The sequence below is a fragment of the Rhizorhabdus dicambivorans genome, from assembly GCF_002355275.1.
In the GTDB taxonomy this organism is placed as follows: Bacteria; Pseudomonadota; Alphaproteobacteria; order Sphingomonadales; family Sphingomonadaceae; genus Rhizorhabdus; species Rhizorhabdus dicambivorans.
On the sequence record NZ_CP023449.1, the window covers coordinates 3163733 to 3188146 of the forward strand.

Genomic DNA, 24414 nt, shown 5'->3' on the forward strand with positions numbered 1-24414 from the left:
CCTTCCCGTGAAGCGGCGAGAGCGCAACCGCGCCCCCTGCCCCTTTACGCTATCGCTGGATCGAAGCGATCATTTGGAAACATATACCGGCCGGCCGCCGGCTTTCACCGTCGCGGCCCACTGCTTGCGGACCAGCGCCTTCACCGGCGCGGGAAGCGGCACATAATCGAGCTGCGCGGCGGCGGCGTCACCGCCTTTATAGGCCCAGTCGAAGAACTTCAGAACGCCGGCGCCGGTCGCGGCATCGGCCTGGGCCTTGTAGACCAGGACGAACGTGGCGCCGGTGATCGGCCAGCTCTTCGGCCCCGCCTGATCGAGCAGCAGCACATAGTTGCCGGGCGCCTTGCTCCATTGCGCACCCGCGGCGGCGGCGGCGAAGTTGGCGGCGCCGGGGGCGACGAACTGGCCGGCCATGTTCTGCAGCAGCACGAAGGTGGCCTTGTTCTGCTTGGCATAGGCATATTCGACATAGCCGATCGAACCCATGGTCTGCTTGACGAAGGCCGAAACGCCATCATTGCCCTTGCCGCCGATGCCGGTCGGCCAGGAGACCGCGTCGCTGGCGCCGACGCCCTTCGCCCAGCCCGGATTCTTCATCGACAGATAGGTGGTGAAAAGGAAGGAGGTGCCCGAGCCGTCCGAACGGTGGACGACGGTGATCGGCAGCGGCGGCAGCTTCACGCCCCGGTTCAGGCCGGCGATGCGCGGATCGTTCCACTTGCGGATCTTGCCCAGGAAGATGTCGCCCAGCAGTGCGCCGGTCAGCTTGATCTGGCCGGGCTTCACACCTGGCAGGTTCACGATCGGCACCACGCCGCCCATCACCGTGGGAAACTGGTACAGGCCCGCGGCATTGAGCTCGGCAAGCTTGAGCGGCTTGTCCGACGCGCCGAAGTCGACCGTCTTCGCCTTGATCTGCTTGATGCCGCCACCCGATCCGATCGCCTGGTAGTTGAGGCCGACTCCGGTCGTCTTCTTATAGATCTCCGCCCATTTGGCGTAGAGCGGCGCAGGGAAGGTGGCACCCGCCCCCGAGATATCGGCCGCGTTCGCCGCCGAGGCCGCACCGGTGGCAAGGATCAGGCCCGCACTCAGCGTGGCGACGAAATTCTTGAACATGAACTGGGTCTCCGATGCCGGAGTCCTCCGGCGCGAGGCCCGCTTAGTCCACCCCTGTTACAGCAATGTTACAGCCAGGCCGGGGGCCGGACCCCGGAACGCCCCGATTTTGCATGGAAGCGGCCGAAATCAGGGTGTCATGAAGATGTCATCAAAACGACCTAGATCGGTAATAAACTATGATCATGTAACAAAAACGTCTTCATATTGTCTTTGGCGCATCCCGCCTTCCCTGTGATGAAATCCGCCGCAGCCGGCTTGATCCGGTGGGCCGATTCGCGTTCGGAAGAGGATGACCAACCTACGAGTCCTTGAAGGGGAGCAAGGTGAAATACCGTCTGCCATCGGCGCTGCTCGCGGCGACCACCCTGGCCTGCGCCGGAATGGCAAGGGCGCAGGATACCCCCCCTTCCGGTGCCTCACCGGAGGTCGCGGCGCAGATCGAGGCGCTCAAGGCCCAGGTCGAGGCGTTGCAGAATCAGGTCCGGCAGCTGTCCGCCAAGGTCGGAAAGGTCGAGAAGGCGGAGCCGGGCTGGAAGGGTGCCCCGAGCTGGACGGGCCCCGACGGCTGGACCTTCAAGCCCAAGGGCGTGATCCAGTTCGACGCCGGCTATGTCTCGCTCCCTCGCAGGATCGCGGGGCTTGTCCCGGTCTCGGGCACCAGCGCGGGCAGCGGCGTCAACACCAACAATCTCGGCTGGAACAGCCGCGCACGGCGGCTGATCTTCGGCGTCGAGGGAAGCATGCCCGCCGGCTTCGGCTACAAGCTCGAACTGGAGCTGTCGCAGGGCGGCGTCCAATATGAGGACATGATCCTCAGCTGGCAGAAGCCCGGCAGCCCATGGAGCGTCACCCTCGGCTACCAATATCCGCTGTCCTCGCTCGAACTGCTGACCAGCAACCGCTTCACCAGCTTCATGGAGCGCGGCGGCGCCACCGACGCGTTCAACTATTCGCGCCGGCTCGGTGGCACGCTCGCCTATGCCGACCCCAAGGGCCTGTGGAGCCTGGCGGCGGGGCTCTATTCGGAAGATGTCGGCAACGGCAATGTCGCGCGAACCGGCTGGCAGGCCAGCGTGCGCGGCTATGCATCGCCGAAGCTGGGCGACGTCCAGACCCATATCGGCTTCAACTATCAGCATCGGGTATCGCCGCGCGACGCGCAGAACATCCGCTATCGCCAGCGCCCCTATACCCAGGTCTCGGGCGAACGCTTCATCGACACCGGGCCGCTCGCCGCCGATGGCGACGACATATTGGGCGGCGAACTGGCCCTGATCTACGGCCCCTTCCACTTCGCCAGCGAATATCAGCACGTCTGGGTACGCAGCTTCGGGGCCAACCACCGCTATGGCCTCAATAATATGGCCGGCACCACCAATTCGCTGGCGGGCGATCCGCAGTTCCGTTCGGGCTATGTCGAGATCGGCTATTATCTGACCGGCGAGACACGCGGCTACAAGAGCGGCCGCTGGGATCGCACCAAGGTGCGGCACCCCGTCACCGATGGCGGGATCGGCGCCTTCCAGATCAACACGCGCTTCGACGTCACCGACCTGAACGATCGGATCGGCGGGCCTGGGACGACCCTTGCCGGCAACGACATCACCTATGTCAACGGCGGCGCGTCTAAGGGCTATGAGGCCAGCCTGATCTGGCTGCCGATCGATTATGTGAAGCTGATGCTGCAATATGCCCATGCCGACATCTCGGGCGGCCCCTCTGCGCGGGCCTTCTCGGGCTTCACGACGCCGCTGCCGTCGGGCTTCCGCCACGGCTATGGCGTCGACAGCGTGACGCTGCGGACCCAGCTGGACTTCTGACACGTCCAGCCCAGCCAAAGATATCAGGCCCGACAGAAAAGCTTTGGGCTGTAACCGGAAGCCGCTTCTTGACGAATATGTAACCGAACGGTACCTGAGCTCTCAGCCGCGTACCGATCTGTAACATCTTGTCATGGGAACGCCATCATGGCCTATCTCGGCTTCTCGCCCCTCGACGGGGAAAGCAGGACGGCAACCGCCTCCGACGCGGGGCAATTCTCGCCGACCGAACTCAGGGGCATCGGCCTTGCCGAGCGCAGCGACGCGACCCGCGAGATCGCACCGCACAGCCGGCTCGGCCGCTTCGCCGAATGGGCGTTCGGGATTCGCCTCGCCCGGCCCCTCGCCGATCCACGGCTCGAAAGCCTGCGCCATTTCGCCTCGCTCGCCCGACACCATGCCGGGGCGGTCGATGAGGCGGATGTACGGCATTTCGTCGACGCCGGCTATTCGCAGGGCCAGGCGTTCGGCCTGCTCGCCTATCTGGGCGGCGCAGGACGGCAGACCCACGGATGATCTCGCAACCCCGCCGTTCCCTGCGGCGGGGCCGGGGGTGGGCACATTGCCCCGTGACGCGATCCGGCATCCCCCCAATGGCCGTCGATCGCAGCCCACCCCCACCCCTTTTCAGATCCGCTTGACCAGCGCCTCCAGCTGGTCGGTGGCGATGCCCCAGCCCTGTTCGAACCCCATCGCCTCATGCTGGGCCAGGTCCTCGGCGGTCCAGTGGCGGACGATCGCGGTATAGCGGGTCTTGCCCTCCTCCTCCTCGAAGGTGAGGATGCCGGTCATGAACGGCTTTTCCGATGGCACCCAGGCCTCGGTATAGGCGTCGGTGAAGACGATCTTCTCATTGGGGATCACCTCCAGATAGACGCCGCGATTGGGGAATTCCTGCCCCTCGGGCCCGCGCATCACGATCAGCGTCGATCCGCCGGTGCGGACGTCCGTGTGCGCCTCCGACACGCCCCATGGCGGCGGACAGAACCATTGCGGGATCAGCGCCGGATCGGTCCAGGCGCGGAACAGCTTCTCGCGCGGTGCGTCGATCAGGCGAGTCAGGCTCAGTTCGTGCATCTCGTCATCTCCTTGTTGCCGCCACAGGACGGAGCCGGGCACCGTGATCCTACACGCGCCGGCGATTATTTGGGGGCGGACAGCCGATCCAGCTGCTGGCGGATATAGCCGGCCTCCGCCGCCGATCCCGCCAGGCCGATCGCCCGCCCGAAGGCCGCCCGCGCCTCCTCGGCGCGGCCGAGCTGATCGAGGAAGGCGCCGCGCGCGCCATGATAATAGAAATAGCCGTCGAGCCGCTCATCGAGCGGCGCCAGCAGCGCCAGCGCCGCTTCCGGGCCGGACAGCCTGGCCACGGCCACGGCGCGGTTGAGGGTCACTACCGGCGACGGCTGCATCGCCTCCAGTGTCGCATAGAGCCGCTCGATCTGCGCCCAGTCGGTTTCGGGCGCGGTCTTCGCGCGGGCGTGGAGTGCGGCGATCGCCGCCTGCACCTGATAGGGGCCGGGCCGGCGATGGCGCATCGCCTTGTCGAGCAGCGCCAGCCCCTCGGCGATCATCCTGCCATCCCAGCGGCCTCGGTCCTGATCCTCCAGCAATATGACCTGGCCCTGCGCATCGAGCCGCGCCGCGCTGCGCGCATGCTGGAGCAGCATCAGCGCGATCAGGCCCATGATCTCGGGCTCGGCGGGAAACAGGCGCAGCAGCAGCCGGCCCAGCCGGATCGCCTCCCGGCACAGGGGTTCGCGCGCACCGGCCTCGGCCCCGCTCGCCGAATAGCCCTCGTTGAAGATCAGATAGACCATCGCCGCCACCGCCCCCAGCCGCTCGGCCCGCTCGACGGCGCCCGGCGTCTCGAACGGCACCCCGCTGTCGGCGATGCGCGCCTTGGCGCGTGTGATGCGCTGCTCCATCGCCTTCTCGCCGACCAGAAAGGCGCGCGCGATCTGGGGTACGGTCAACCCCGAGACGATGCGCAGCGCCAGGGCGATCGCGCCCGTGGCCGGCAGATCGGGATGGCAGCAGACGAACAGCAGCCGCAACATGTCGTCGCGATACTGCCCCTCGTCCAGCCGGTCGGCGATCGCGCCTTCGGCATCGCCGAGGTCGGAAAGCCGGTCGTCATCGGGCAGTTCGGTCTCGCGCGCTGCCTTGCGGATCGCATCGATGCCACTGTTGCGGCCCACCAGGATCAGCCAGGCTGCGGGATCGCGCGGCGGCCCCTGATCGGGCCAGCGCGACAGCGCGCGCAGGCACGCCTCCTGAAACGCTTCCTCCGCCAGATCGAGGTCACGGAAATAGCGGAGCAGCGCGGCCACCGCGCGCGGCCGGGCGGAGGCCAGCGCGGCGTCGACCCAGTCGAGATCGACCATGTTCAGGCCCCGGCGTCGCCGGGCCGGTAGACCATCAGCGGCCGCACTTCATGCGCCCCGGCCGATCCGCTCGCCTTGCCCAGCTCGACGGCGACCTCGATAGCCGCGTCCAGCGACTCGCAGTCGACGACATAGAAGCCCAGCAACTGCTCCTTGGTCTCGGCGAATGGGCCATCGAGCACGAGCGGCTCGGCCCCCTTGCGGACGGTGGTCGCTGCGGTGGTCGGCATCAGCCGTGCGACCGGGCCGAGCCGGCCATCGGCGCGCAGCTTCTGCTGGACGGCATCGAGCCGGCCCATCACCGCGCCCTCGGTCTCCGCGCTCCAGGCGCCGACCACCTCTTCATTGTCGTAACAGAGGATCGCGTAGAGCATCGCTGTCTCCCAGGGGTTGCAGGGCCAGGACGGATGAACGCGGCCGCATCCTACAGCGCCCCGCAAAAAAGCTCAGCCTTCCCCGCGCGGATAGATGATGATCGAGAGATAGCGGCTGGTCGGGCTCACCAGCGCTTCCGGCCCGTGCAGCGCGTTCGAATCGAACAGCAGCGAATCGCCGTTGCGAAGCGTGTACTGCTCGCCGCCGTGGCGATAGACGATCTCGCCGTCGATCATGTGGATGAACTCGACCCCGCCATGACGGAAGCTGGTGTGCGGGATCGCGTTCTCGCGCAGCGTGATCATATAGGGCTCGACCACGGTATCGCCGCGCAGGACATGGCCGAGCAGCTCATAGACATGGCCCGCCTTGGTGCCGCGCCGCTCCATCGTCAGCCCCTGCCCGGCGGCCACATAGGAACAGTCCTGCCGTTCCTCGAACGAGGCGAACAACGACGAGATCGGCACGTTGAGCGCGCCCGCTATCCCCTGCAGGGTGGAAAGCGACGCCGATATCCCGCCATTCTCGATCTTGGACAGCATGCCGTTCGAGATGCCCGCCGCCGAGGCGAGATCGGAGACCGACAGGTCGTTCTGGCGCCTGAGCTGCCGGATCTGGATACCGAGCGCGCGTTCAAGGCTGCGCTCGGCGACTTGCGGCGCGTTCGATCCGGTAGCGACATCGCCGTCGTCGGCGGGGGGAGAAATCTTGGCCATGGGCGACGAGCTTAGCGCGCTTTATCGCCCAGCCAAAGCGGCCAGTGGGGGCCAGAACAGCGCCACCCACCCCACCCAGGCCGCCAGCGCCAGGAACACGCCGAAGGGCAGCCGCGATGTGCCGTTGAGGGAACGACCGGCAGCGTAGAGGATCAGGGCCCAGAACAGGCCCGCCGCCGCGGCGCCGAACAGGATCAGCGGCAGCATCTGCCAGCCGAGCCACAACCCGATCGCGCCGAACAGCTTGACGTCGCCGCCGCCCATCCCCTCGCGCCCGCGCAGGCGGCGGTAGCCGTGCCGGACCGCGGCGAAGAGCAGGAAACCCGCCACGCCGCCGATCAGCCGGTCGGACAGGCCGGGCCCTATCCCCAGCAGGCCGACGCCGACCCCGGCCAGCGCCAGCGCGGCGTTGAGCGGATCGGGCAGCCAGTAATGCCGGGCATCGAGCAGGGCGAGCAGCAGCAGCAGCGATGCGAACAGCCCGCCGGCCATCACCGTCCCGATATCCGGGCCGATCGCGACGGCCATCGCGCCGAGCAGCGCCCCCGCAATCTCCCCCGCCGGGTGGAGCCTGTCGATCCGCGCCCCGCAACACACGGCCCGGCCGCGCTGCAGGAAAAAGCTCAGCACCGGGATCAGCTGTGATGCCGTCAGCGGCGCGCCGCAGCCGTCGCAGGCGGATCGCCCCCGCAGTGCCGATGCCTCGCGCGGCCAGCGGATCGCGGCGGTCGCCAGGAAGCTGCCGAAGACGGCGCCGAGCACCGCGCCCAGCAGGATCACCCTATCGCTCCGAACCGCATCGCCGCCCTGTCATCTCCGCGTCATCCGATCGTGGCATAGCGGAGTGGCGCCAGAATATCAGGACTATGTGATGCGTAACGTCGGAAGCTTTCAATGCACCCTTCTCGGCCGTTTCCTGATGTTCGCGACGCGCAACGCCACCGCGCCCGGCTCGCCCGATCAGAGGTTGAGCAAGGCCGGGTCGCCGCCCTGCGCGGTGATGTTGACCGACAGCGCCCGCTCGGTGGCGTAGCGCAGCAGCGCGTGCGGGCCGCCGGCCTTGGGGCCGGTGCCCGACAGGCCCTCGCCGCCAAAGGGCTGCACGCCGACCACCGCGCCGATGATTGATCGGTTCACATAGACATTGCCAGCCGGGACGAGTTCGCGGACCTCCTCGGCGAAACGCTCGATCCGGCTGTGGATGCCCAGCGTCAGCCCATAGCCGCGCGCCGCCAGCCTGCCCGCCACCTTGGACAGGTCGGCGGGATCATAGCGGACGACATGGAGGATCGGGCCGAACACCTCGCGCTCCAGGAAATCGGCGGCGGGTATCTCGGCCATCAGCGGCGCGAAGAAATCGCCACCCTCGGGTGTGACGCATTCATGCAGGATGGTCGCCTCGCGTGACAGCCGCTCGCGATGCGCGACAAGCGCGGCCTTGGCCTCCGCGTCGATCACCGGCCCGACGTCGGTCGACGGATCGGCGGGATCGCCGATTACCAGCGCGTCCATCGCGCCCTTCAGCGTGGCAACCAGTTCGTCGGCGCTGTCATGCGGCACGAACAGCAGCCGCAGCGCCGAACAGCGCTGCCCGGCCGAGCCGAAGGCCGACAGGATGACGTCGTCCACCACCTGCTCCTTGAGCGCGGTGGTATCGACGAACATGCCGTTGAGGCCGCCGGTCTCGGCGATGAACGGGATGATCGGGCCGTTGCGCGCGGCAAGCCGGCGGTTGATCGCCCAGGCGGTCTCGGTGCCGCCGGTGAAGGCGACGCCGTCGATGCCCGGATGATTGACGATCACCCCGCCCACGGTGGCGCCCTCGCCGGACAGCAAAGCGAGCAGCGCCGGCTCCAGCCCTGCCTTGTGGAACAGGCGGACGGCACGCGCCGCGATCAGCGGGGTCTGCTCGGCCGGCTTGGCGAGAACGGCATTGCCCGCCGCCAGCGCCGCCGCGATCTGGCCGGTGAAGATGGCGAGCGGGAAATTCCAGGGGCTGATGCAGGCGAACACGCCCCGGCCTGCCAGCTGCAGCTGGTTGGTCTCCCCCACCGGCCCGGGCAGCGGTGTCGGCGCGCCGAACTGCCGCTCCGCCAGATCGGCATAATAGCGGCAGAAATCGATCGCCTCGCGGACCTCCGCCACGCCGTCGTTCAGCGTCTTGCCGGCCTCCAGCGACAGCAGCGCGATCAGCGCGTCCATCTCGGCTTCGAGCGCATCGCCCATCGCCCGCAACACCATCGCCCGGCCGCCGCCGCCCAGCCGATCCCAGGCGGGCTGCGCCTTGCGCGCGACGGCCACCGCGCGATCGATATCGGCGGCATCCGCCGTCGCGGCATAGCCGATCACCCGGCTGCGGTCGGCGGGGCTGGTGACGGGTTCGGCCTGCGCGGGAACCAGCCTCCCCTCGACGATCGCGCCGGCCGTCTCGCGCTCGCCCGCGGCCAGCGCCACCGCCTTTGCCGCGCGACCGCGCACCTCCACCAGTGAATAATCCCGGCCCAGCGGATTCTTGCGGGACGGGCCATAGATATCGGCGGGCAGCGCTATCCGGGCATGGCGCTCGGGATGCGCCTCCACCGCCGCGATCGGATCGGCGACGACCAGATCGGCCGGCACCCGCTCGTCGAGCAGCGCGTGGACGAAGCTTGTGTTGGCGCCGTTCTCCAGCAGGCGACGGACCAGATAGGGCAGCAGCTCCTCATGCCCGCCGACCGGGGCATAGGCGCGCAGCCGCAATTCCCCATAGCGTTTCTCGGCGGCGGCGTAGAGCGCCTCGCCCATGCCGTGCAGCCGCTGATGCTCGATCGTGACGCCGGCGCCATCGGCCATGCCGCGCACCGCCGCCAGCGTATGGGCATTGTGGCTGGCGAACTGCGGATAGAGGGCGGGGCTCGCGTCGATCAGCGCCTTGGCGCAGACGAGGTAGCTCAGGTCGGTCGCCGCCTTGGTGGTGAACACCGGATAGTCGGGGCGGCCGGCGATCTGCGCCTTCTTGATCTCGCTGTCCCAATAGGCGCCCTTGACGAGGCGGACCATGATCCGGCGTCCGCTGTCCTCGGCCAGCTTGCGCAGCGCCCAGATCGTGGCGAGGCCGCGCTTCTGGTAGGCTTGGACGACGACGCCCAGCCCCTTCCAGCCACCCAGCTTGGGCTCCCTCACCAGCCGCTCGATCATCTTGAGCGAGATGACGAGCCGATCGGCCTCCTCGGCGTCGATGGCGAAGTTGAGGTCATGGCGCGCTGCGATCAGCGCCAGCCGCCTCACACGCGGGTAGAGCTCGTCCCAGACCCGCGCCTCCTGCACCGCTTCATAGCGCGGGCAGAGCGCCGAGAGCTTGACCGAGACGCCGTGGCCCAGCTCCGGCCCCGCCCCGTTGGAAGCCTTGCCGACCGCCTCGATCGCCTCGGCATAGATGCGCTCATAGCGTTCCGCGTCGGCGGCGGTGCGCGCGCCCTCGCCCAACATGTCGAACGAGCAGAGATAGCCTTCGCGCTTCGAGCGGGCGAGCGCGTCGCCGATGCTGCGGCCGAGCACGAACTGCTCGCCCATCATCTTGACCGCAGCGCCCACCGCCTGGCGGATCACCGGCTCGCCGATGCGCGCGGTGATGCGCCTGAGGAAGCCGCCCAGATCGCGCTTCGCCTCGTCGTCGACATCGACGAGCCGGCCCGTAAGCATCAACCCCCAGGTCGATGCGTTGACAAACAGGCTGTCGGACTGGCCGAGATGGCTGGCCCAGTCGGCCGATCCGATCTTCTCGGCGATCAGCCGGTCGCGGGTTTCTGCGTCGGGGGTACGCAATAGCGCCTCGGCCAGACACATCAGCGCCAGCCCCTCGCGGGTGCCGAGCGAGAATTGCTGGAGGAAGCTCTCGACCACGCCCTGCTTCTTCGTGGCGCCCCGCGCGCCTTCGACCAGCGCGGTCGCTTCGGCGACGACGTCGCGGCGATCCTGGTCGCTCAGGGGCTGCCGTTCGAGCAGGCTGCGGACGACCTCACCCTCCTCGGCATATTTGCCGGCGTCGATCATGTCCCAGTTCGAAAGGGTGCTCGCCATATATCCTCCGCGCGTCGGGCAGAATTTCCGACATATCCTCATGATATTGGCAATTATCCCGAATGTGCTTCATATTATTGCCGTCACTCCCGAACGGATTGCCCGATAATGCAGACCGAACCGAAGCATGTTCCGATCGACGAGACCGACCGCCGGCTGCTCCGCGCGCTGCAGGAGGATGGGCGAATCACCAACCAGGCACTCAGCGCCCGCTGCGGGCTTTCCCCCGCCGCCTGTTTCGACCGGGTGAAGCGGCTGCGCGAGCGCGGGGTGATTCTGGGGTACACCGCGCTGCTCGATCCGGAGAAGCTGGACCAGGCGCTGATGATTTTCATCGAAGTGTTGCTCGATCGCACCACTGACGACGTCTTCACCGCCTTCTCCGATCATGTTCGGCGGATTCCGCAGGTGATGGAGTGTCATATGGTGGCGGGGGGCTTCGATTATCTTCTCAAGGTCAGGGTGTCGGACATGGCCGCTTATCGCAGCTTTCTCGGCGATATCCTTACGGCAATGCCGGGCGTGCGGGAGACACGGACCTATGCCGTGCTGGAGGAAGTGAAGCTGACGACGCGGCTGGCGGTGTAGCCGCCACGCAGCGACGGCCGGCGGGCCGACGGGAGACCGAAACGGGCCGGGGCCACCCGGTTTTCCGAGCCAGCAGCGAAATAAGCCGCGCCTCCACTGCATGGTTTCGCATGTGGAACCATCTATGCAGTGCAGCGAGGGTTTTTGCGGCAGGCTGACATAAGTGAAAGCACGGGGGATTGATTTACCGCGCCACAGAACGGTAATGATCCCGGCATAACACCACGGGCGAGGGGCACGAAACGGGGGGCGGTCGATCACATCTTCCGTCACAACCCTTTGTGCGCCGCAAAACCAGATGTCCGTCGCCTGTGGTGCGAAAAAGGGGACCAATTCTATGCGTAATTTCAATCTCGGCTGCGCCGTGGGCGCTATTGCTGTTGCCATCGTCGCCAGCGCCCCGCTCCAGGCGCAGGAAACGACCTCCTCGATCCAGGGCAGCGTCACCGCGAGCGGCCAGCCGGTTTCGGGCGCCACCGTCACCATCACCCACGTTCCCTCGGGCACCCGCTCGACCGTCTCGACCAACAGCAGCGGTTCATTCAACGCGGGCGGCCTGCGCACCGGCGGCCCCTTCACCGTCGTCGTCGCGGCTCCGGGCTACAGCGAGTCGACCGTCACCGACGTCAACACGGTCGCCGGCCAGGCCTTCACCCTGCCCATCGAACTGGCCGAACAGGGCGGCCAGGAGATCGTCGTCAGCGCGACCAGCATCAAGTCGGCTCGCACCGTCTCGCAGGGCCCGGTCACGCTGCTGACCACCGCCGACATCGCCAAGGTCGCGACCGTCAACCGCGACATCCGCGATCTCAGCCGCCGCGATCCCTTCGCCCGCCTCGACGACACTCCCGGCGGCGGCCGCGCGATCAGCTTCGCCGGCCAGAACGCCCGCTACAACCGCTTCACCGTCGACGGCGTGCCGATCACCGACAATTTCGGCCTCAACACCGATGGCCTCCCCAGCCGCCGCTCGCCGATCCCGCTGGACGCGGTCGGCCAGTTCCAGGCAAAGGTCGCGCCCTATGACGTGCGCGACGGCAATTTCCAGGGCGGCGCGATCAACATCGTGCTGCGTTCGGGCAGCAATGATTTCCAGGGCACCGGCTTCTTCGCCTATTCGGACCAGAGCCTGACCGGCAAGAAGACCAAGGCCGGCCCAGGCATTCCCACCGGCCGCGTCACCCTGCCGAGCTTTAAGTACAAGAATTACGGCGCCGAGATTTCGGGGCCCATCATCAAGGACAAACTGTTCTTCATGATCGCGGGCGAGCGCATCCGCGCACCTCTGCCGATCGCCGAGGGTCCGTCCGACAACAATGCCGGTATCGGTATCTCGACCCTGACCCAGGCGCAGGTCGACGCGGTTTCGGCGATCGCGCAAAGCCGGTACAACTATGATACCGGCGGCGTGCTTAAGACCAATGGCGACAAGGACGATCGTCTGGTCGCCAAGCTCGACGCCAACCTGTCGGACACGCAGCGCCTGTCGCTGACCTATGCCTATGCCAAGGACGCGATCACGCTTGTCCAGAACGCGTTTCCGACCGCGCCGCAGGGCCTGGGCCTGGCATCGAACGCCTATATCCAGGGCAACCGCCTGCACATCGGCGTCGCCCAGCTGAACTCGCAATGGACCGACGATTTCTCGACCGAAGTCCGCGGCTTCTACAAGGATTACGTCCGTATCCAGGACCCGCTGCTGGGTCGCGGCTTCGCGCAGTTCCAGGTCTGCACGGCACCGACCTCGGACCGCACCACGGCCGGCGCCGCCGCCAGCGCGAACATCAACTGCCCCACCAACTTCGCGACCGTCTCCTTCGGCCCGGATATCTCGCGGCAGACCAACGCGCTGACCAGCAACACCTGGGGCGGTTTCGTGCAGGCCCGTCTGACCAAGGGCGACCATAACATCCGCGCCTTCGTCGACATCCAGTCGACCGAGGTTTTCAACTCCTTCCTGCAGCGCTCGGCAGGCGACTATTATTTCGACTCCATCGCCGACTTCCAGGCCGGCAACGCCCAGCGCTTCCGCTACGGCAACGGCATTCCCACACTGATCCCCGAGGATGCTGCGGCGGGCTTCAAATACCAGGCCTACACCTTTGGCATCATGGACACGTGGAAGATCACGCCCGAGTTCAACATCTCCTACGGCCTGCGTTACGATCTGTACGGCGGGCATAGCCGCGCGGTCATCAACCCCAATTTCGTCAGCCGTTACGGTTTTGCCAATAACGCCTATCTGTCGGGCCGCGGCATCCTGCAGCCGCGCTTCGGCTTCGACTACAAGCCGACCAGCCGCCTGAACATTCGCGGAGGCGTCGGCGTCTTCTCGGGCGGCACGCCGGACGTCTATTTCTCCAACAGCTTCTCGAACACCGGCGTTCTGACCAACTCGGTCGAGGTGCAGCAGGCCAACAGCGGCGCCTATACCGGCACTGGCGTCAATGCGACCAATGGTGCCGCGATCCTCAGCAACGTCAACGGCGCGACCATTCCGGCTGCGGCCAATGCGCTGCTGCTCAACGCAACCACGTCGGCCAACGCGACCACCAATGCGGTCGATCCGAACTTCAAGATCCCGTCGCAATGGCGCGGCACGCTGTCGGCCACCTACAATGCCGATCTGGGCCCGCTGGGCGACGATTGGGAGTTCGGTGCGGACTTCTTCTATTCGAAGGTCCGCAACCAGGTGTTCTTCAGCGATCTGCGCGTCCGCCCCAACGGCCTGACCACGCCGGACGGCCGCGCGCGCTACACCCCGATCACCTCCTTCGCCGACACCAATTCGGATATCTTCCTGACCAACTCGAAGAAGGGCCGCAGCTATGTCTATGTAGCCCGCCTGCAGAAGGCGTTCGACATCGGCGTCGATGCCGGGGTGAGCTTCACCTATCAGGACATCAAGGACCAGAACCCGGCGACCTCGTCGACCGCCGGCTCCAACTATGCCGCAGGCGTGTCGTTCGATCCGAACGGCCCGGCCTATGGCATCTCCAACGATCAGGTGAAGTACGCCTTCAAGTACAACCTGTCGTTCGAGAAGGAGTTCTTCGGCGACAACAAGACCACCATCTCGCTGTTCGGCGAGACCCGCATCGGCCACCCGTACAGCTTCACGCTGCGCGACGCGGCCTCGCGCAGCCAGATTTTCGGCACGATCGGAACCGGCACCCGCTATCTGCTCTATGTGCCGACCGGGGTGAACGACCCGCTGGTCTCGTTCGACACCGCCGCCAACGCCGCCGCGTTCGACGCCTATGTCAATGCGACCGGGCTCGACAAATATCGCGGCAAGGTCGCGCCGCGTAACGGCTTCAATTCCCGGTGGTTCACCAAGATCGACCTTCACCTGTCGCAGGAAATCCCGACCGGCCTGGGCGACTCGAAGGTGACGCTGTTCGCGGACATCGAGAACTTCACCAACCTGCTCAACAAGAAGTGGGGCCAGATCCGCGAATATGCCTTCCCCTACACCGTCTCGCCGGTCACCGTGACCTGCCTCACCGCGCCGGTCGCCACCGGCACGGCACCGGGCGCCGCCACGGGTGCGAATGCGGGCGCGCCCTGCGTCCAGTATCGCTATACCCCGACGCAGACCTCGGGCGGCGTCTTCGCCGCGCCGACCGAGACGATCTACTCGCGCCAGTCGCTCTATCAGATCCGCGTCGGCGTCCGCTTCTCCTTCTGATCGAAGCCAATCCATCGAACTCGGGGGCCTCGCGAAAGCGGGGCCCCTTTGTTTTGGGGCTCTGGCCAGCGGCGTCATTTTCGGTAAGAAGGCCGGCGATGCGCTCGCCTGCCCTCATCCTTGCGCTGCTCGCCTTGCTTACCCCCGCAGCGGCGGTCTGGTCGGCGCCCCCCGCTCCCCTGACGCGCTCCGCGATCCCCGCCCCGGCCACCGCACGCCCGGCCCCCACCACCGCCCCGCCAGCCGTCAGTCCGGCCGTCCCGTCGGCGGCCGCGCCGATCGTGGCGACACCGCCCCGCCCCGCCCCGACGACGCCCCGCGCCGCCGGGCCGATCAGCCTGTGCGAGGGCGTCTGGCTGGACGGGATGCGCAACCGCGCGGTGCCGGTGCGGATCCGCATGCCTTCGGGCAGCGGCAAACTGGCGGTCGTCCTGTTCAGCCACGGCCTGGGCGGTTCGCTCGACGCCGGGGCGATCTGGGCCCATGCCTGGGCGGGCGCGGGCTTTGCGGTGGTCAATCTCCAGCATCCGGGCACCGACAGCGCGATCTTCGGCAAACCCGGCTTCAAGTCGGCCCTCAACCTGGAGCAGCTGGCGGAGCGCGCGCGCGATATCCAGTTCGTTATCGGCGAACTGGGCCGCCGCGTCCTCGAAGGCCCCTGCGATTTGCGCCGGATCGATTCCAGCCGCATCGGCGTCGCCGGCCACAGCTTCGGCGCGCAGACCGTGCAGGCGATCGCCGGACAGAGTTTCCCCACCGCGATGGAGCCGCCGCTCTCCGATCTGCGCGTCCGCGCCGCGATAGGCCTCAGCCCTTCCCCGCCGATCGGCTGGTCGCCCGAGGCCGCCTTCTCGACGATCCGCGTCCCGTTCCTGTCGATCACCGGCACCGCGGATGCCGTGCCCTTCGTCACGCCGATCACGGCGCTCCAGCGCCAGGAGCCGTTCCGGCTGATGCCGCCGGGCGAGAAATATCTGCTGGTGCTGAACGGCGGCACCCATGAGATGTTCGCGGGCCAGTCGTTCCGGACCATGCTCAACGGCGAACCCACCCCGCACATCCGCGACGCGGTGATAGAGGCGACCCTGGCCTTCTGGCGCGCCACGCTCGATGGCAATGCGGCGGCCCTGCTCTGGCTGCAGAGCCCGACCGGCCTGCGCGCGGTGCTCAACGAAGGCGACGCCTTCGAGAGCCGCTGAACCGACAAGCTTGTCAGGAGCATGAGAGCCCGATAGCCTCGGCCCCGTAACGGCTTTCTTGGGGGGAGAGGCCTGATGAGCGACGAGGGTTCGACGAGTACACCGCTGGCTCCGGTGATCCGGGCCGATCGCGTCGAGGCGCTGGACATATTACGCGGCGTGGCGGTGCTCGGCATCCTGATGATGAACATCACCGCCTTCGGCCTGCTGTTCCACGCCTATGGCAATCCTCTTGCCGGCGGCGGCGCGGACGGGCCGAACCTGATCGCCTACAAGATCATCCAGGTCGGCTTCGAAGGGACGATGCGCGGGATCTTCTCGCTGCTGTTCGGGGCCAGCATCGTGCTGCTGACCGAGCGGATGGAGGCATCCGGCGCGGGCCTGATGACGGCCGAGATCCATTTCCGCCGGATGCTGTGGATGATGCTGTTCGGCGTCATCCACTGGGCGCTGCTGCTGTGGACGGGCGAAATCCTGTTCGCCTATTCGCTGTGCGGGCTGGTGCTGTTCGCGCTTCGCAAGCTGCGCCCCGGCATCCAGATCGCTGCCGCGCTGCTGCTGCTGATCGGAGCAGCGGCGATCCAGACCCACCAATATCATGATGCGGTGAAGGAAAAGGCCGCGGCGACCGTGGCGGAAGCCGCCAAGACATCGGGCGCCAAGCTCACCACGGAGCAGGAAGCGGCGATCGAGAGCTGGCAGGAACAGCTGGGCCATGTCACGCCTGCTCCCGAGGAGGCCAAGGCGATCCGCGACATCCACAAGGGTTCCTGGTGGAATGCGGTCGTCAAGCAATGGCCGGGCAGTGTCGCCTTCCAATGGAAGGGGGCGCCCTTCTGGCTGCTCTTCGACATGATCCCGTTCATGCTGCTCGGCATGGGGCTGCTGAAACTTGGCATCCTTGGCGGCGCCGCGCCACCGCGCCTCTATCTGGCGATGGCGCTGGCCGGCTATGGCGTCGGCATCCCGCTCGGCATCTATGAACTGAACCTCGTGCTCGACGCGAGGTTCGACGCGCTCGCCTTCGCGGAGGCCGACCGCACCTATGAGCTGAGCCGGCTGGCGATGGTGATCGGTCATCTCGGCTTGCTGCTGCTGTTCATCCGCTCCGGGATCATCAGGCCGCTGCAGTGCGCGCTCGCCGCGACCGGGCAGATGGCGCTCAGCAACTATCTGATGCAGACGATCATCTGCACGGCGCTGTTCTACGGCTTCGGCTTCGGCCTGTTCGAAGCATTCCAGCGCTACCAGCTCTACGGCGTGGTCGCGGCGATCTGGATCGCCGAACTGATCTGGAGCCCGCTCTGGCTGCGCCATTATCGCTTCGGCCCGTTCGAATGGCTGTGGCGGTCGCTGACCTACTGGAAGCTCCAGCCGATGCGGCTAGCCTAGCTTCGGCCGGAGCTGCTTCTCGAAGAAATCGATGAAGCCCGCTTGATCGGGGCCGGGGCAGGTCAGCACGACATGATCGTAGCCGGCCTCGATGTAGCGGCGGATGAAAGCCGCCGCGCGGTCGGGATCGGGGCCGGCGGCGGCGGAGTCGGCCAGATCCTCGGGCTTCACATGCTTGGTCGCTGCCTCGAAGCCCTGCACCGCCGGCAGCTCGCTGTTCACCGCCCAGCCCAGCGCCGAGAAGCGGAACTGGCGATGCGCCAGTTCGAGCCCTTCCTTTTCGGAAGGGGCATAGGCGATCAGCGCCTCGGCATAGCGTGGGCCATCCTTGCCGCTCTTGCGGAAGCCTTCGACCAGCTCGGCCTTGGGCTCGGTGGTCATGATCCCGTCGCCCTTCTCGGCGGCCAGCGCCACCGAATGGGGTCCGCTCACCCCTACCACCACCGGAATCGGCGCGTCGGGGCAGTCGTAGAGCTGGGCATGGTCGATCACATAATAGTCGCCCTTCCAGTTCTGGACGCCGCCCTGCCAGAGCGCCCGGAAGATGTCGATCGCCTCGGCCAGCATGGCGTGCCGCTCGGGCAGCGACGGCCAGCGCGCGCCGGTGACATGCTCGTTGAGCCGTTCGCCCGCGCCCACCGCCAGGGTGAAGCGGCCGTCGCTCATCAACGCGATGGTGGCGGCCGCCTGCGCGACGATCGCGGGATGGTAGCGGATGATCGGGCAGGTCAGCCCGGTGGCGATGCCGATCCGGCTCGTCGCCTGGGCGATGCCGCCCAGCACGCTCCAGGCGAAGGGGGCATGGCCCTGCGATTCGAGCCAGGGGTGGAAATGGTCGGAGATCGAGACGAAGTCGAAGCCCGCCGCCTCGGCGCGCACCGCATTGTCGACCAGCGCCTTCGGCCCATGTTCCTCGGTCATCAGCTTGTAGCCGAACTTCACCATTGCGCCTCTCCTTGGGGTGGAGCGGCATCAATGCGGCAGGCGGCCGGATGATCCACCGCATCTAATGGAAATCCCGCGATTTCGGCAGGATGCGCACATTGCGGGGATGACTGCCCCGGGGGACGTGATCGCGCGGCGGCTGGGGATGCTCGAACACATCGGCACGCGACAGCTCGATCTGGGCGCGGTGATCCTCGGACAGGCGATCGAGCTCGGCGGTGCGATCGGTGACGATCGCGCCCATCAGGTGGACGACGCCCTCCGGGCTCTTCTGTATCTCCCCCTCCACCACCATCAGGCGGGAGGCCATCACCTGCCGCCGCTGCACCTCAAAGGTCCGCGCCCAGAGCAGGACGTTGCAGATGCCGGTCTCGTCCTCCAGCGTGATGAAGATCGCCTTGCCCTCCCCGGGCCGCTGGCGGACGAGGACGACCCCGGCGACCCTGGCGCGGCGGCCGTTCCGGGCTTCCGATGCCTCGCGGCAGCTCAGCACCCCTTCCCGCTCGAAGGTCCCGCGCAGGAACTGCATCGGATGGCCTTTGAGCGACAGGCGGGTGAGCTGGTAATCGGCGGCGACATGCTCCGATAGCGGCATCGCGGGCAGCATCGCATCGGGCTCCTCGCCCAGCTCGCGCGCCCGGGCGGCGGCGAACAGGGGCAGTTCGCCATCGGGGGTGCGGCGCGCTTCCCACAGCGCCGCCCGCCGGTCGAGCCCGATCGAGCGGAAGGCATCGGCATCGGCCAGCAGCCGCAGCGCCCGGCGCGGCAGCCTGGCCCGGCGCGCCAGCTCCTCGATGCCGGTGAAGCGTCCCGCACCACGCGCCGCGACCAGCGCCTCGGCCCAGGCTTCGCGGAAGCCGTCGATCTGGCGCAGGCCGATGCGTAGGGCGAGGCTGAACCCGGCCCCTTCGTCAGAATGATCGTCATCGGTTGAGCTAGTCCGCTCCAGCCCATTGTCCCAGCCACTGTTGTTGATGTCGACGGCCCGAACCTCGACGCCATGCTCGCGCGCGTCGCGGACGATCTGGGCGGGGGCGTAGAAGCCCATTGGCTGCGAATTGAGCAGCGCGCAGGCGAACACCGCCGGATAGCGGCACTTGATGTAGGAAGAGGCATAGACCAGCAGCGCGAAGGACTGGGCGTGGCTTTCGGGAAAGCCATAGCTGCCGAAGCCCTTGATCTGTTCGAAGCAGCGCGCCGCGAAATCGGCCGGGTAGCCGCGCTTCACCATGCCGTCGATCATCTTGCGCTCGAACTTCGGCATGGTGCCGACATTGCGGAAGGTGGCCATGGCCCGGCGCAGCTGGTTCGCCTCGGCATCGGTGAAACCCGCTGCGACGATCGCCAGCTTCATCGCCTGCTCCTGGAACAGCGGCACGCCCAGCGTCTTGCCCAGCACCTCACGCAGCTCATCGGGATCATGGGCAGGCCCCGGTGAAGGATAGACCACCAGCTCCTTGCCCGCGCGGCGGCGTAGATAGGGATGCACCATGCCCCCCTGGATCGGCCCCGGCCGCACGATCGCCACCTGGATGACGAGATCATAGAGTTCGCGCGGGCGAAGCCGGGGCAGCATGTTGATCTGGGCCCGGCTCTCGACCTGGAAGACGCCGATGCTGTCACCCCTGCACAGCATGTCATAGACGTCGGGCTGATCGGGCGGGATGCTGGCGATCGTATATTGCCGGCCGATATGGGTCTCGATCAGCGCGAAGGCCTTGCGGATACAGGTCAGCATGCCGAGCGCCAATATGTCGACCTTCATCAGGCAGAGCGCGTCGATATCGTCCTTGTCCCATTCGATGAAGGTGCGATCGTCCATCGCGGCATTGTGGATCGGCACCGTCTCGTCGAGCCGGTCCTCGGTCAGCACATAGCCGCCGACATGCTGGGACAGATGGCGCGGGAATGTCAGCAGTTGCTCGACCAGCATGTTGAGCCGGGCGATCCCGACATTGCCGGTGTCGAAGCCGGTCTCGTGGAAGCGCTTCTCCTCCATCTTCGCCGCGAAGCTGCCCCAGATGGTCGAGGTCAGCCTGGCCGCGACATCCTCGCTATAGCCCAGCACCTTGGCGATCTCGCGCACCGCGCTGCGCGGCCGGTAATGGATGACGGTGCCGGCGATGCCGGCGCGGTGGCGGCCATAGCGGCGGTAGACATATTGCATCACCTCCTCGCGCCGCTCATGCTCGAAATCGACGTCGATATCGGGCGGCTCCTTGCGGTCCTCGGAGATGAAGCGCGAGAAGAGCAGTTGGTTGGCGACCGGATCTACCTCGGTGACGCCAAGCACGTAGCAGATCACCGAATTGGCCGCCGAACCGCGCCCTTGGCACAATATTCCCTGGCTGCGCGCAAATCTGACCACGTCGTGGACGGTCAGGAAATAATAGGCATATTGTTCCTTACGGACGAGCTTGAGCTCGGTCACGACAAGCCGGAGGACCTTCCGCGACGGCGCCGTGCCATAACGCCAGCGGATGCCCTTCCTGACGAGATGCTCGAGCCAGCCTTGCGGGGTCCAGCCTTCGGGGACGGGTTCGTGCGGATATTCGTAGCGGAGCTGGCCGAGATCGAAATCGATCCGGTCGAGCAGCCCCAGACTCTCCTCGACCGCCTCGGGGTAATCCCGGAACAGCCGCGCCATCTCCCGGCCGGGCTTGAGATGCCGTTCGGCATTGGCGGCGATCCTGGTGCCGGCCTCTTCCAGCTTGAGGCCGAGGCGGATGCAGGTGACGACATCGTGGAGGGGACGCTGCTGCGGGGTGGCATAGAGCACGTCGTTGGTGGCGATCAGCGGGACCGGATTTCCGGGTGCATGGGGTTGATCGTCGCCTTTTTGATTTTTCACCCCGGCGGCGATCCGGGCGAGCTTCGCGAGGCGGCGCTTGTCACGTCCCGAATAGGGCATGGCGAGGCCGAGCCAGACGCGATCCGGAGCGGCGGCGGTGAGGATTTCGAGCGTCCTCTCGATTCCGTCACCCCAGCGCAGGCTGGGGTCCATGTCTGCTTCCACGGGCGATGATCCATCCACTCTGACGCCATCGATAGCCGCCAGAGACATGGACCCCAGCCTGCGCTGGGGTGACGGCTTTGGGTGGAGAGACGAGCGCGCCAAGGGGCCCTGCCAGTTGGGGTGCAGCCGCGCGCCTTCCTCCCCCAACACCATCCCGCCGCCGGGCATCACGATCAGCAACAGATCCTCAACATGATCGAGCAAGTCATTGATCTGCAGGATGCAATCGCCCTTGACCGCCCGGCGATTGCCCACCGTCAGCAGCCGGGTCAGCCGCCCCCAGCCATGGCGGGTCGCGGGATAGGCGACGATGTCGGGCGTCCCATCGCAGAAGACCAGCCGGGCGCCCGTCACCAGCCTGAAGTCGATATCGGGAAGCCCCTGCTCCTTCAGTTCCTCGCGAGCTTCGCGCAGTGCCTTCCACGCCCGCACCACGCCGGCCACCGTATTGCGATCGGCGATGCCGAGCCCGGCATGGCCCGCCGCGAGCGCCGCCGCGACCATCTCCCCGGCGTCCGAGGCGCCGCGCAGGAAGCTGTAATTGCTCGCCGCGACCAGCTCGACGAAGGGAACCGGCCCGTTCATGCAAACAGCCCGTGGATGTACCAGTCGGGACTCTTCGCCTCGCGCCCGTAGAGGCCGAGGCGGAACAGCCAGAAGCGGCGGCCCTTGCGATCCTCGACCCGGTAATAGTCGCGGCTGAGCCCGGCATTGTCGGCACGGCGCCACCACAGCGCGCCGATCCGCTCGGGCCCCTCGGCCAGCGTCACCTCATGCATCTCGCGCCGCCAGCGGAAGCGCGCGGGTGGGCCATCGGGGACATCCGCCATCATCACCTCGATCGGCTGGGGCGGATCGAAGATATGGGTGGGCCGCAAGGGCGGTTCGCCGGGCTCGGCCTCAGGCCAGGGTTCCGGCGAAGGGCCCGCCTCGATCGCGGGGAAGGCGAAGGCCGCCTGTTCGGGGATATGGCTGTCGCGCGGGGCGAGGCGGCGAACGCGGTTGCGGCCCAGCCGGGTTGAGAGCCGATCGAGCAACTGCGCCAGTTCGCCCTCGGTCAGCGCGCCGCCCTCCAGCGGAAGCTGGAGCGGCACGAGCGGCTCGAGCGCCGGCACCGACAGGCGGACCAGATCGAAGCCGAAGCCGGGATCGACCGGATCCGCCAGCGCGGCCAGCCGCTCGTCGAACAGCCGCATCACCACCGCGACGTCGCGCACCGGCAGGCCGGTCTCGATCCGGAGCGCGCGGACGAGGCCATCGGTGCGGAACAGCTGCGCCTCGAAGCGGCGGCCGCCGCGATGCGCCGCCTCCATGCGCCGCGCCGCCTGCCCCGCCAGCTCGCCGATCGCGGCGAGCGCGGCCTCGGTGCGACCGATCGGCTCGGCGAAGCGGCGTTCGAGCATCAAAGCCGGTTCGGGCCGCCGCGCGGTGATGCGGATGTCACGCCCGCCGGCGATGCGGCGGAGCTTGTCGCCGGCCGCCTCGCCGAAGCGCGCGGCGAGGAGCTGCGAGGGACGGGCTTCGAGATCGCCGAGTTTCTTGAGACCGGCGCGGCGGAGGGCGGTAGTGTCCTCCCCGTCCAGTTCGAGAGCCTCGACGGGGAGACTGCCTAGATCCTCCCTAAGCGCAGCTTGGGGAGGGGGACCATCCGCACAGCGGATGGTGGAGGGGTCTTCGACATTTGAGCGAGTGATGATGTGGGCCTTCTGCCCACGGCTGCTTTGCAGCCGGCTTCGCGCTTTCACCATGCCCCCGGCATGGTGACGCGCTACGCCCCCTCCACCACGCCTGACGGCGCGGTCCCCCTCCCCATCCTTTGGATAGGGAGGAACTTTGGCATATCGCGCCAGAGCATGCGCCGCATCGGGGGTATCGCCCAGCGCCCTCAGCACCGTCAGACCCAGCCGCTCCAGTCGCGCGACCAGATCATCGCGCAGCGTCTCCTCGCCCCCGAACAGATGCGCGCAGCCGCTGATGTCGAGGATCAGCCCGTCGGGCGGATCGAGCGCGACCATCGGGGTATAGCGGTCGCAGCCGTCGGCGATGCGTTCGAGGAAACGGGCATCAGCCTTGAGATCGAGATCGGCCACGCCCAGTTGCGGTTCGCGCGCCCGCGCATCGGCGAGGCTGAGCCCCGGCGACAGGCCGAGCGCCAGCGCCGCACGGTTGACCGCGGCGAGGCGCATCGCGCCCCTTTGCTTCTCGACCAGCGCGAAGGGCGCGTCAGGCGGAAAGCCGGCCAGAGACGGCGGTATTGGCCTGCCCGTCCGGATCGCCCGCGCCAGCCGGTCGGCCGGCAGGAAGGGGAAGGCCAGCGCCAGATAGCGCCGTTTCCCGGAAAGCTTGCTCGTCACGATTCCACTCCAGCCGGGCGGTCAGACCCTCCAGTCCGCCGCGATGGCGCAGCAATTCCAATCCGATCGCCGGATGCCCCGGCGCCCCCGCCTCCAATGGCGCCGAGGCAAGCGACCGCACCCGCCAGCGGCTGTACGCGGCGCTTGGCGCGGGATCGGCGGCGGCCCGGAGCAGCAGCACCGTCACCCCCGATTTTTCCGCCGCGACGGCAAGGCGCCGACTCGCGGTCAGGTCCAGCCCCCGCGCCGCTTTCCACGGCTCAACCAGCAATGCGCCCAGCTGGGGGCAGCGTACCGCGTCCCCCGCCGCGCGCAGCAGCGCCGCCTCGTCGGGTGCCACCACCTCGATCAGCCGCGCGGGATCGAGGCCAAGCTCGGCCAGCCCCGGCCCGTAGAGCCGGCCCGCCGCCTTCACGCCATTGTCCTGCCGCAGCCAGAGCAGCGGCCCCTTCCCCATCCGCCCCCCACTTGCCTGGATAGCCAGCATCAAGGCCGCCCCCGCCATGGCGGCGCGATCGTCGTCCTCGGCCGCGAACAGCTCGTGCAGCCGGCCCTTGGGCAGGCCACCGCCCAGCGGCGCATCGAGCATGGCGCTGCCCAACCGGAACAGCGCCACCCCCGCCGGCTTCGGCCCTTCGATCGCGCCGACGCGCGCGCGAAGGGCGGCCATGATGGTCCGCGACTCATGCATGAAAATGTTCTCTATTTGTTCTTATGTTCCTTTGGCTGCGACAGAGTCAAGGGAGGCAT

General features: G+C 67.4%; 17 protein-coding genes. 6 read left to right on the top strand and 11 right to left on the bottom strand.

The window, feature by feature from the left end; genetic code table 11:
• Nucleotides 1-69 precede the first annotated feature (69 nt).
• A complete protein-coding gene (pstS, locus tag CMV14_RS14940; RefSeq protein WP_066962895.1) occupies nt 70-1119 on the bottom strand; it encodes a phosphate ABC transporter substrate-binding protein PstS in 1050 nt (349 codons plus the stop codon).
• Nucleotides 1120-1445: 326 nt separating this feature from the next.
• Here pstS and CMV14_RS14945 point away from each other — a divergent pair, with 326 nt between their 5' ends.
• Nucleotides 1446-2942: a porin gene (locus CMV14_RS14945; RefSeq protein WP_139114705.1), complete on the top strand. Its 1497-nt coding sequence runs from the start codon at nt 1446-1448 to the stop codon at nt 2940-2942.
• Nucleotides 2943-3089: 147 nt separating this feature from the next.
• A complete protein-coding gene (locus CMV14_RS14950) occupies nt 3090-3458 on the top strand; it encodes a hypothetical protein (protein WP_066962901.1) in 369 nt (122 codons plus the stop codon).
• 111 nt (nt 3459-3569) lie between these two features.
• On the opposite strand, the gene CMV14_RS14955 is transcribed toward CMV14_RS14950, so the two are convergent.
• The 6 genes from CMV14_RS14955 to putA all read right to left on the bottom strand — a co-directional run bounded on the left by CMV14_RS14955 (nt 3570) and on the right by putA (nt 10479).
• Complete coding sequence (locus tag CMV14_RS14955) at nt 3570-4019, bottom strand: SRPBCC family protein (RefSeq protein ID WP_066962905.1); 450 nt, start codon at nt 4017-4019, stop codon at nt 3570-3572.
• Nucleotides 4020-4084: 65 nt separating this feature from the next.
• Nucleotides 4085-5329, bottom strand: coding sequence for an RNA polymerase sigma factor (locus CMV14_RS14960; RefSeq protein WP_066962908.1), 1245 nt, complete (start codon nt 5327-5329; stop codon nt 4085-4087).
• A 2-nt stretch (nt 5330-5331) separates the two neighbouring features.
• Nucleotides 5332-5703 (bottom strand): YciI family protein, encoded by a 372-nt coding sequence (locus tag CMV14_RS14965; RefSeq protein ID WP_066962911.1) that lies wholly within the window; start codon nt 5701-5703, stop codon nt 5332-5334.
• Between the two features lie 72 nt (nt 5704-5775).
• Entirely contained in the window at nt 5776-6420 is a 645-nt protein-coding gene (locus CMV14_RS14970) for a helix-turn-helix domain-containing protein (protein WP_066962913.1), read from the bottom strand.
• A 21-nt stretch (nt 6421-6441) separates the two neighbouring features.
• Nucleotides 6442-7200, bottom strand: a complete 759-nt coding sequence (locus CMV14_RS14975; protein ID WP_066962916.1) for a prepilin peptidase — start codon at nt 7198-7200, stop codon at nt 6442-6444.
• A gap of 180 nt (nt 7201-7380) precedes the next feature.
• Nucleotides 7381-10479 (bottom strand): bifunctional proline dehydrogenase/L-glutamate gamma-semialdehyde dehydrogenase PutA, encoded by a 3099-nt coding sequence (putA, locus tag CMV14_RS14980; protein ID WP_066962920.1) that lies wholly within the window; start codon nt 10477-10479, stop codon nt 7381-7383.
• Nucleotides 10480-10587: 108 nt separating this feature from the next.
• Here putA and CMV14_RS14985 point away from each other — a divergent pair, with 108 nt between their 5' ends.
• The 4 genes from CMV14_RS14985 (at nt 10588) to CMV14_RS15000 (ending at nt 17349) form a co-directional block, all read left to right on the top strand.
• Nucleotides 10588-11067, top strand: a complete 480-nt coding sequence (locus tag CMV14_RS14985) for an Lrp/AsnC ligand binding domain-containing protein (protein ID WP_066962923.1) — start codon at nt 10588-10590, stop codon at nt 11065-11067.
• A gap of 337 nt (nt 11068-11404) precedes the next feature.
• On the top strand, nt 11405-14758 hold the full coding sequence (locus CMV14_RS14990) for a TonB-dependent receptor (protein ID WP_066962926.1): 3354 nt from the start codon (nt 11405-11407) through the stop codon (nt 14756-14758).
• A 98-nt stretch (nt 14759-14856) separates the two neighbouring features.
• Nucleotides 14857-15957: an alpha/beta hydrolase family protein gene (locus tag CMV14_RS14995; protein ID WP_238147049.1), complete on the top strand. Its 1101-nt coding sequence runs from the start codon at nt 14857-14859 to the stop codon at nt 15955-15957.
• 75 nt (nt 15958-16032) lie between these two features.
• Complete coding sequence (locus CMV14_RS15000) at nt 16033-17349, top strand: DUF418 domain-containing protein (RefSeq protein ID WP_066962929.1); 1317 nt, start codon at nt 16033-16035, stop codon at nt 17347-17349.
• On the opposite strand, the gene CMV14_RS15005 is transcribed toward CMV14_RS15000, so the two are convergent.
• The 4 genes from CMV14_RS15005 to CMV14_RS15025 form a co-directional block, all read right to left on the bottom strand.
• Nucleotides 17341-18294, bottom strand: coding sequence for a TIGR03557 family F420-dependent LLM class oxidoreductase (locus tag CMV14_RS15005; protein WP_066962932.1), 954 nt, complete (start codon nt 18292-18294; stop codon nt 17341-17343). The genes CMV14_RS15000 and CMV14_RS15005 overlap by 9 nt on opposite strands.
• 61 nt (nt 18295-18355) lie before the next feature.
• Nucleotides 18356-21895 carry an error-prone DNA polymerase gene (locus CMV14_RS15010; RefSeq protein ID WP_066962935.1) on the bottom strand — a complete coding sequence of 1180 codons (3540 nt, stop codon included), beginning with the start codon at nt 21893-21895 and terminating at the stop codon, nt 18356-18358.
• Nucleotides 21892-23631, bottom strand: a complete 1740-nt coding sequence (locus CMV14_RS27170; RefSeq protein WP_255250172.1) for a Y-family DNA polymerase — start codon at nt 23629-23631, stop codon at nt 21892-21894. The genes CMV14_RS15010 and CMV14_RS27170 overlap by 4 nt, the downstream gene beginning before the upstream one ends.
• Complete coding sequence (locus tag CMV14_RS15025; protein WP_066962937.1) at nt 23534-24355, bottom strand: ImuA family protein; 822 nt, start codon at nt 24353-24355, stop codon at nt 23534-23536. The genes CMV14_RS27170 and CMV14_RS15025 overlap by 98 nt, the downstream gene beginning before the upstream one ends.
• Nucleotides 24356-24414 lie beyond the last annotated feature (59 nt).

Coding starts and splice junctions, on each gene's coding strand:
- CMV14_RS15010 (WP_066962935.1), bottom strand. CDS start 21,895: ATGAACGGGCCGGTTCCCTTCGTCGAGCTGGTCGCGGCGAGCAATTAC.
- CMV14_RS14965 (WP_066962911.1), bottom strand. CDS start 5,703: ATGCTCTACGCGATCCTCTGTTACGACAATGAAGAGGTGGTCGGCGCC.
- CMV14_RS14985 (WP_066962923.1), top strand. CDS start 10,588: ATGCAGACCGAACCGAAGCATGTTCCGATCGACGAGACCGACCGCCGG.
- CMV14_RS14955 (WP_066962905.1), bottom strand. CDS start 4,019: ATGCACGAACTGAGCCTGACTCGCCTGATCGACGCACCGCGCGAGAAG.
- putA (WP_066962920.1), bottom strand. CDS start 10,479: ATGGCGAGCACCCTTTCGAACTGGGACATGATCGACGCCGGCAAATAT.
- CMV14_RS15000 (WP_066962929.1), top strand. CDS start 16,033: ATGAGCGACGAGGGTTCGACGAGTACACCGCTGGCTCCGGTGATCCGG.
- pstS (WP_066962895.1), bottom strand. CDS start 1,119: ATGTTCAAGAATTTCGTCGCCACGCTGAGTGCGGGCCTGATCCTTGCC.
- CMV14_RS14960 (WP_066962908.1), bottom strand. CDS start 5,329: ATGGTCGATCTCGACTGGGTCGACGCCGCGCTGGCCTCCGCCCGGCCG.
- CMV14_RS15005 (WP_066962932.1), bottom strand. CDS start 18,294: ATGGTGAAGTTCGGCTACAAGCTGATGACCGAGGAACATGGGCCGAAG.
- CMV14_RS14950 (WP_066962901.1), top strand. CDS start 3,090: ATGGCCTATCTCGGCTTCTCGCCCCTCGACGGGGAAAGCAGGACGGCA.
- CMV14_RS14990 (WP_066962926.1), top strand. CDS start 11,405: ATGCGTAATTTCAATCTCGGCTGCGCCGTGGGCGCTATTGCTGTTGCC.
- CMV14_RS14970 (WP_066962913.1), bottom strand. CDS start 6,420: ATGGCCAAGATTTCTCCCCCCGCCGACGACGGCGATGTCGCTACCGGA.
- CMV14_RS15025 (WP_066962937.1), bottom strand. CDS start 24,355: ATGCATGAGTCGCGGACCATCATGGCCGCCCTTCGCGCGCGCGTCGGC.
- CMV14_RS14995 (WP_238147049.1), top strand. CDS start 14,857: ATGCGCTCGCCTGCCCTCATCCTTGCGCTGCTCGCCTTGCTTACCCCC.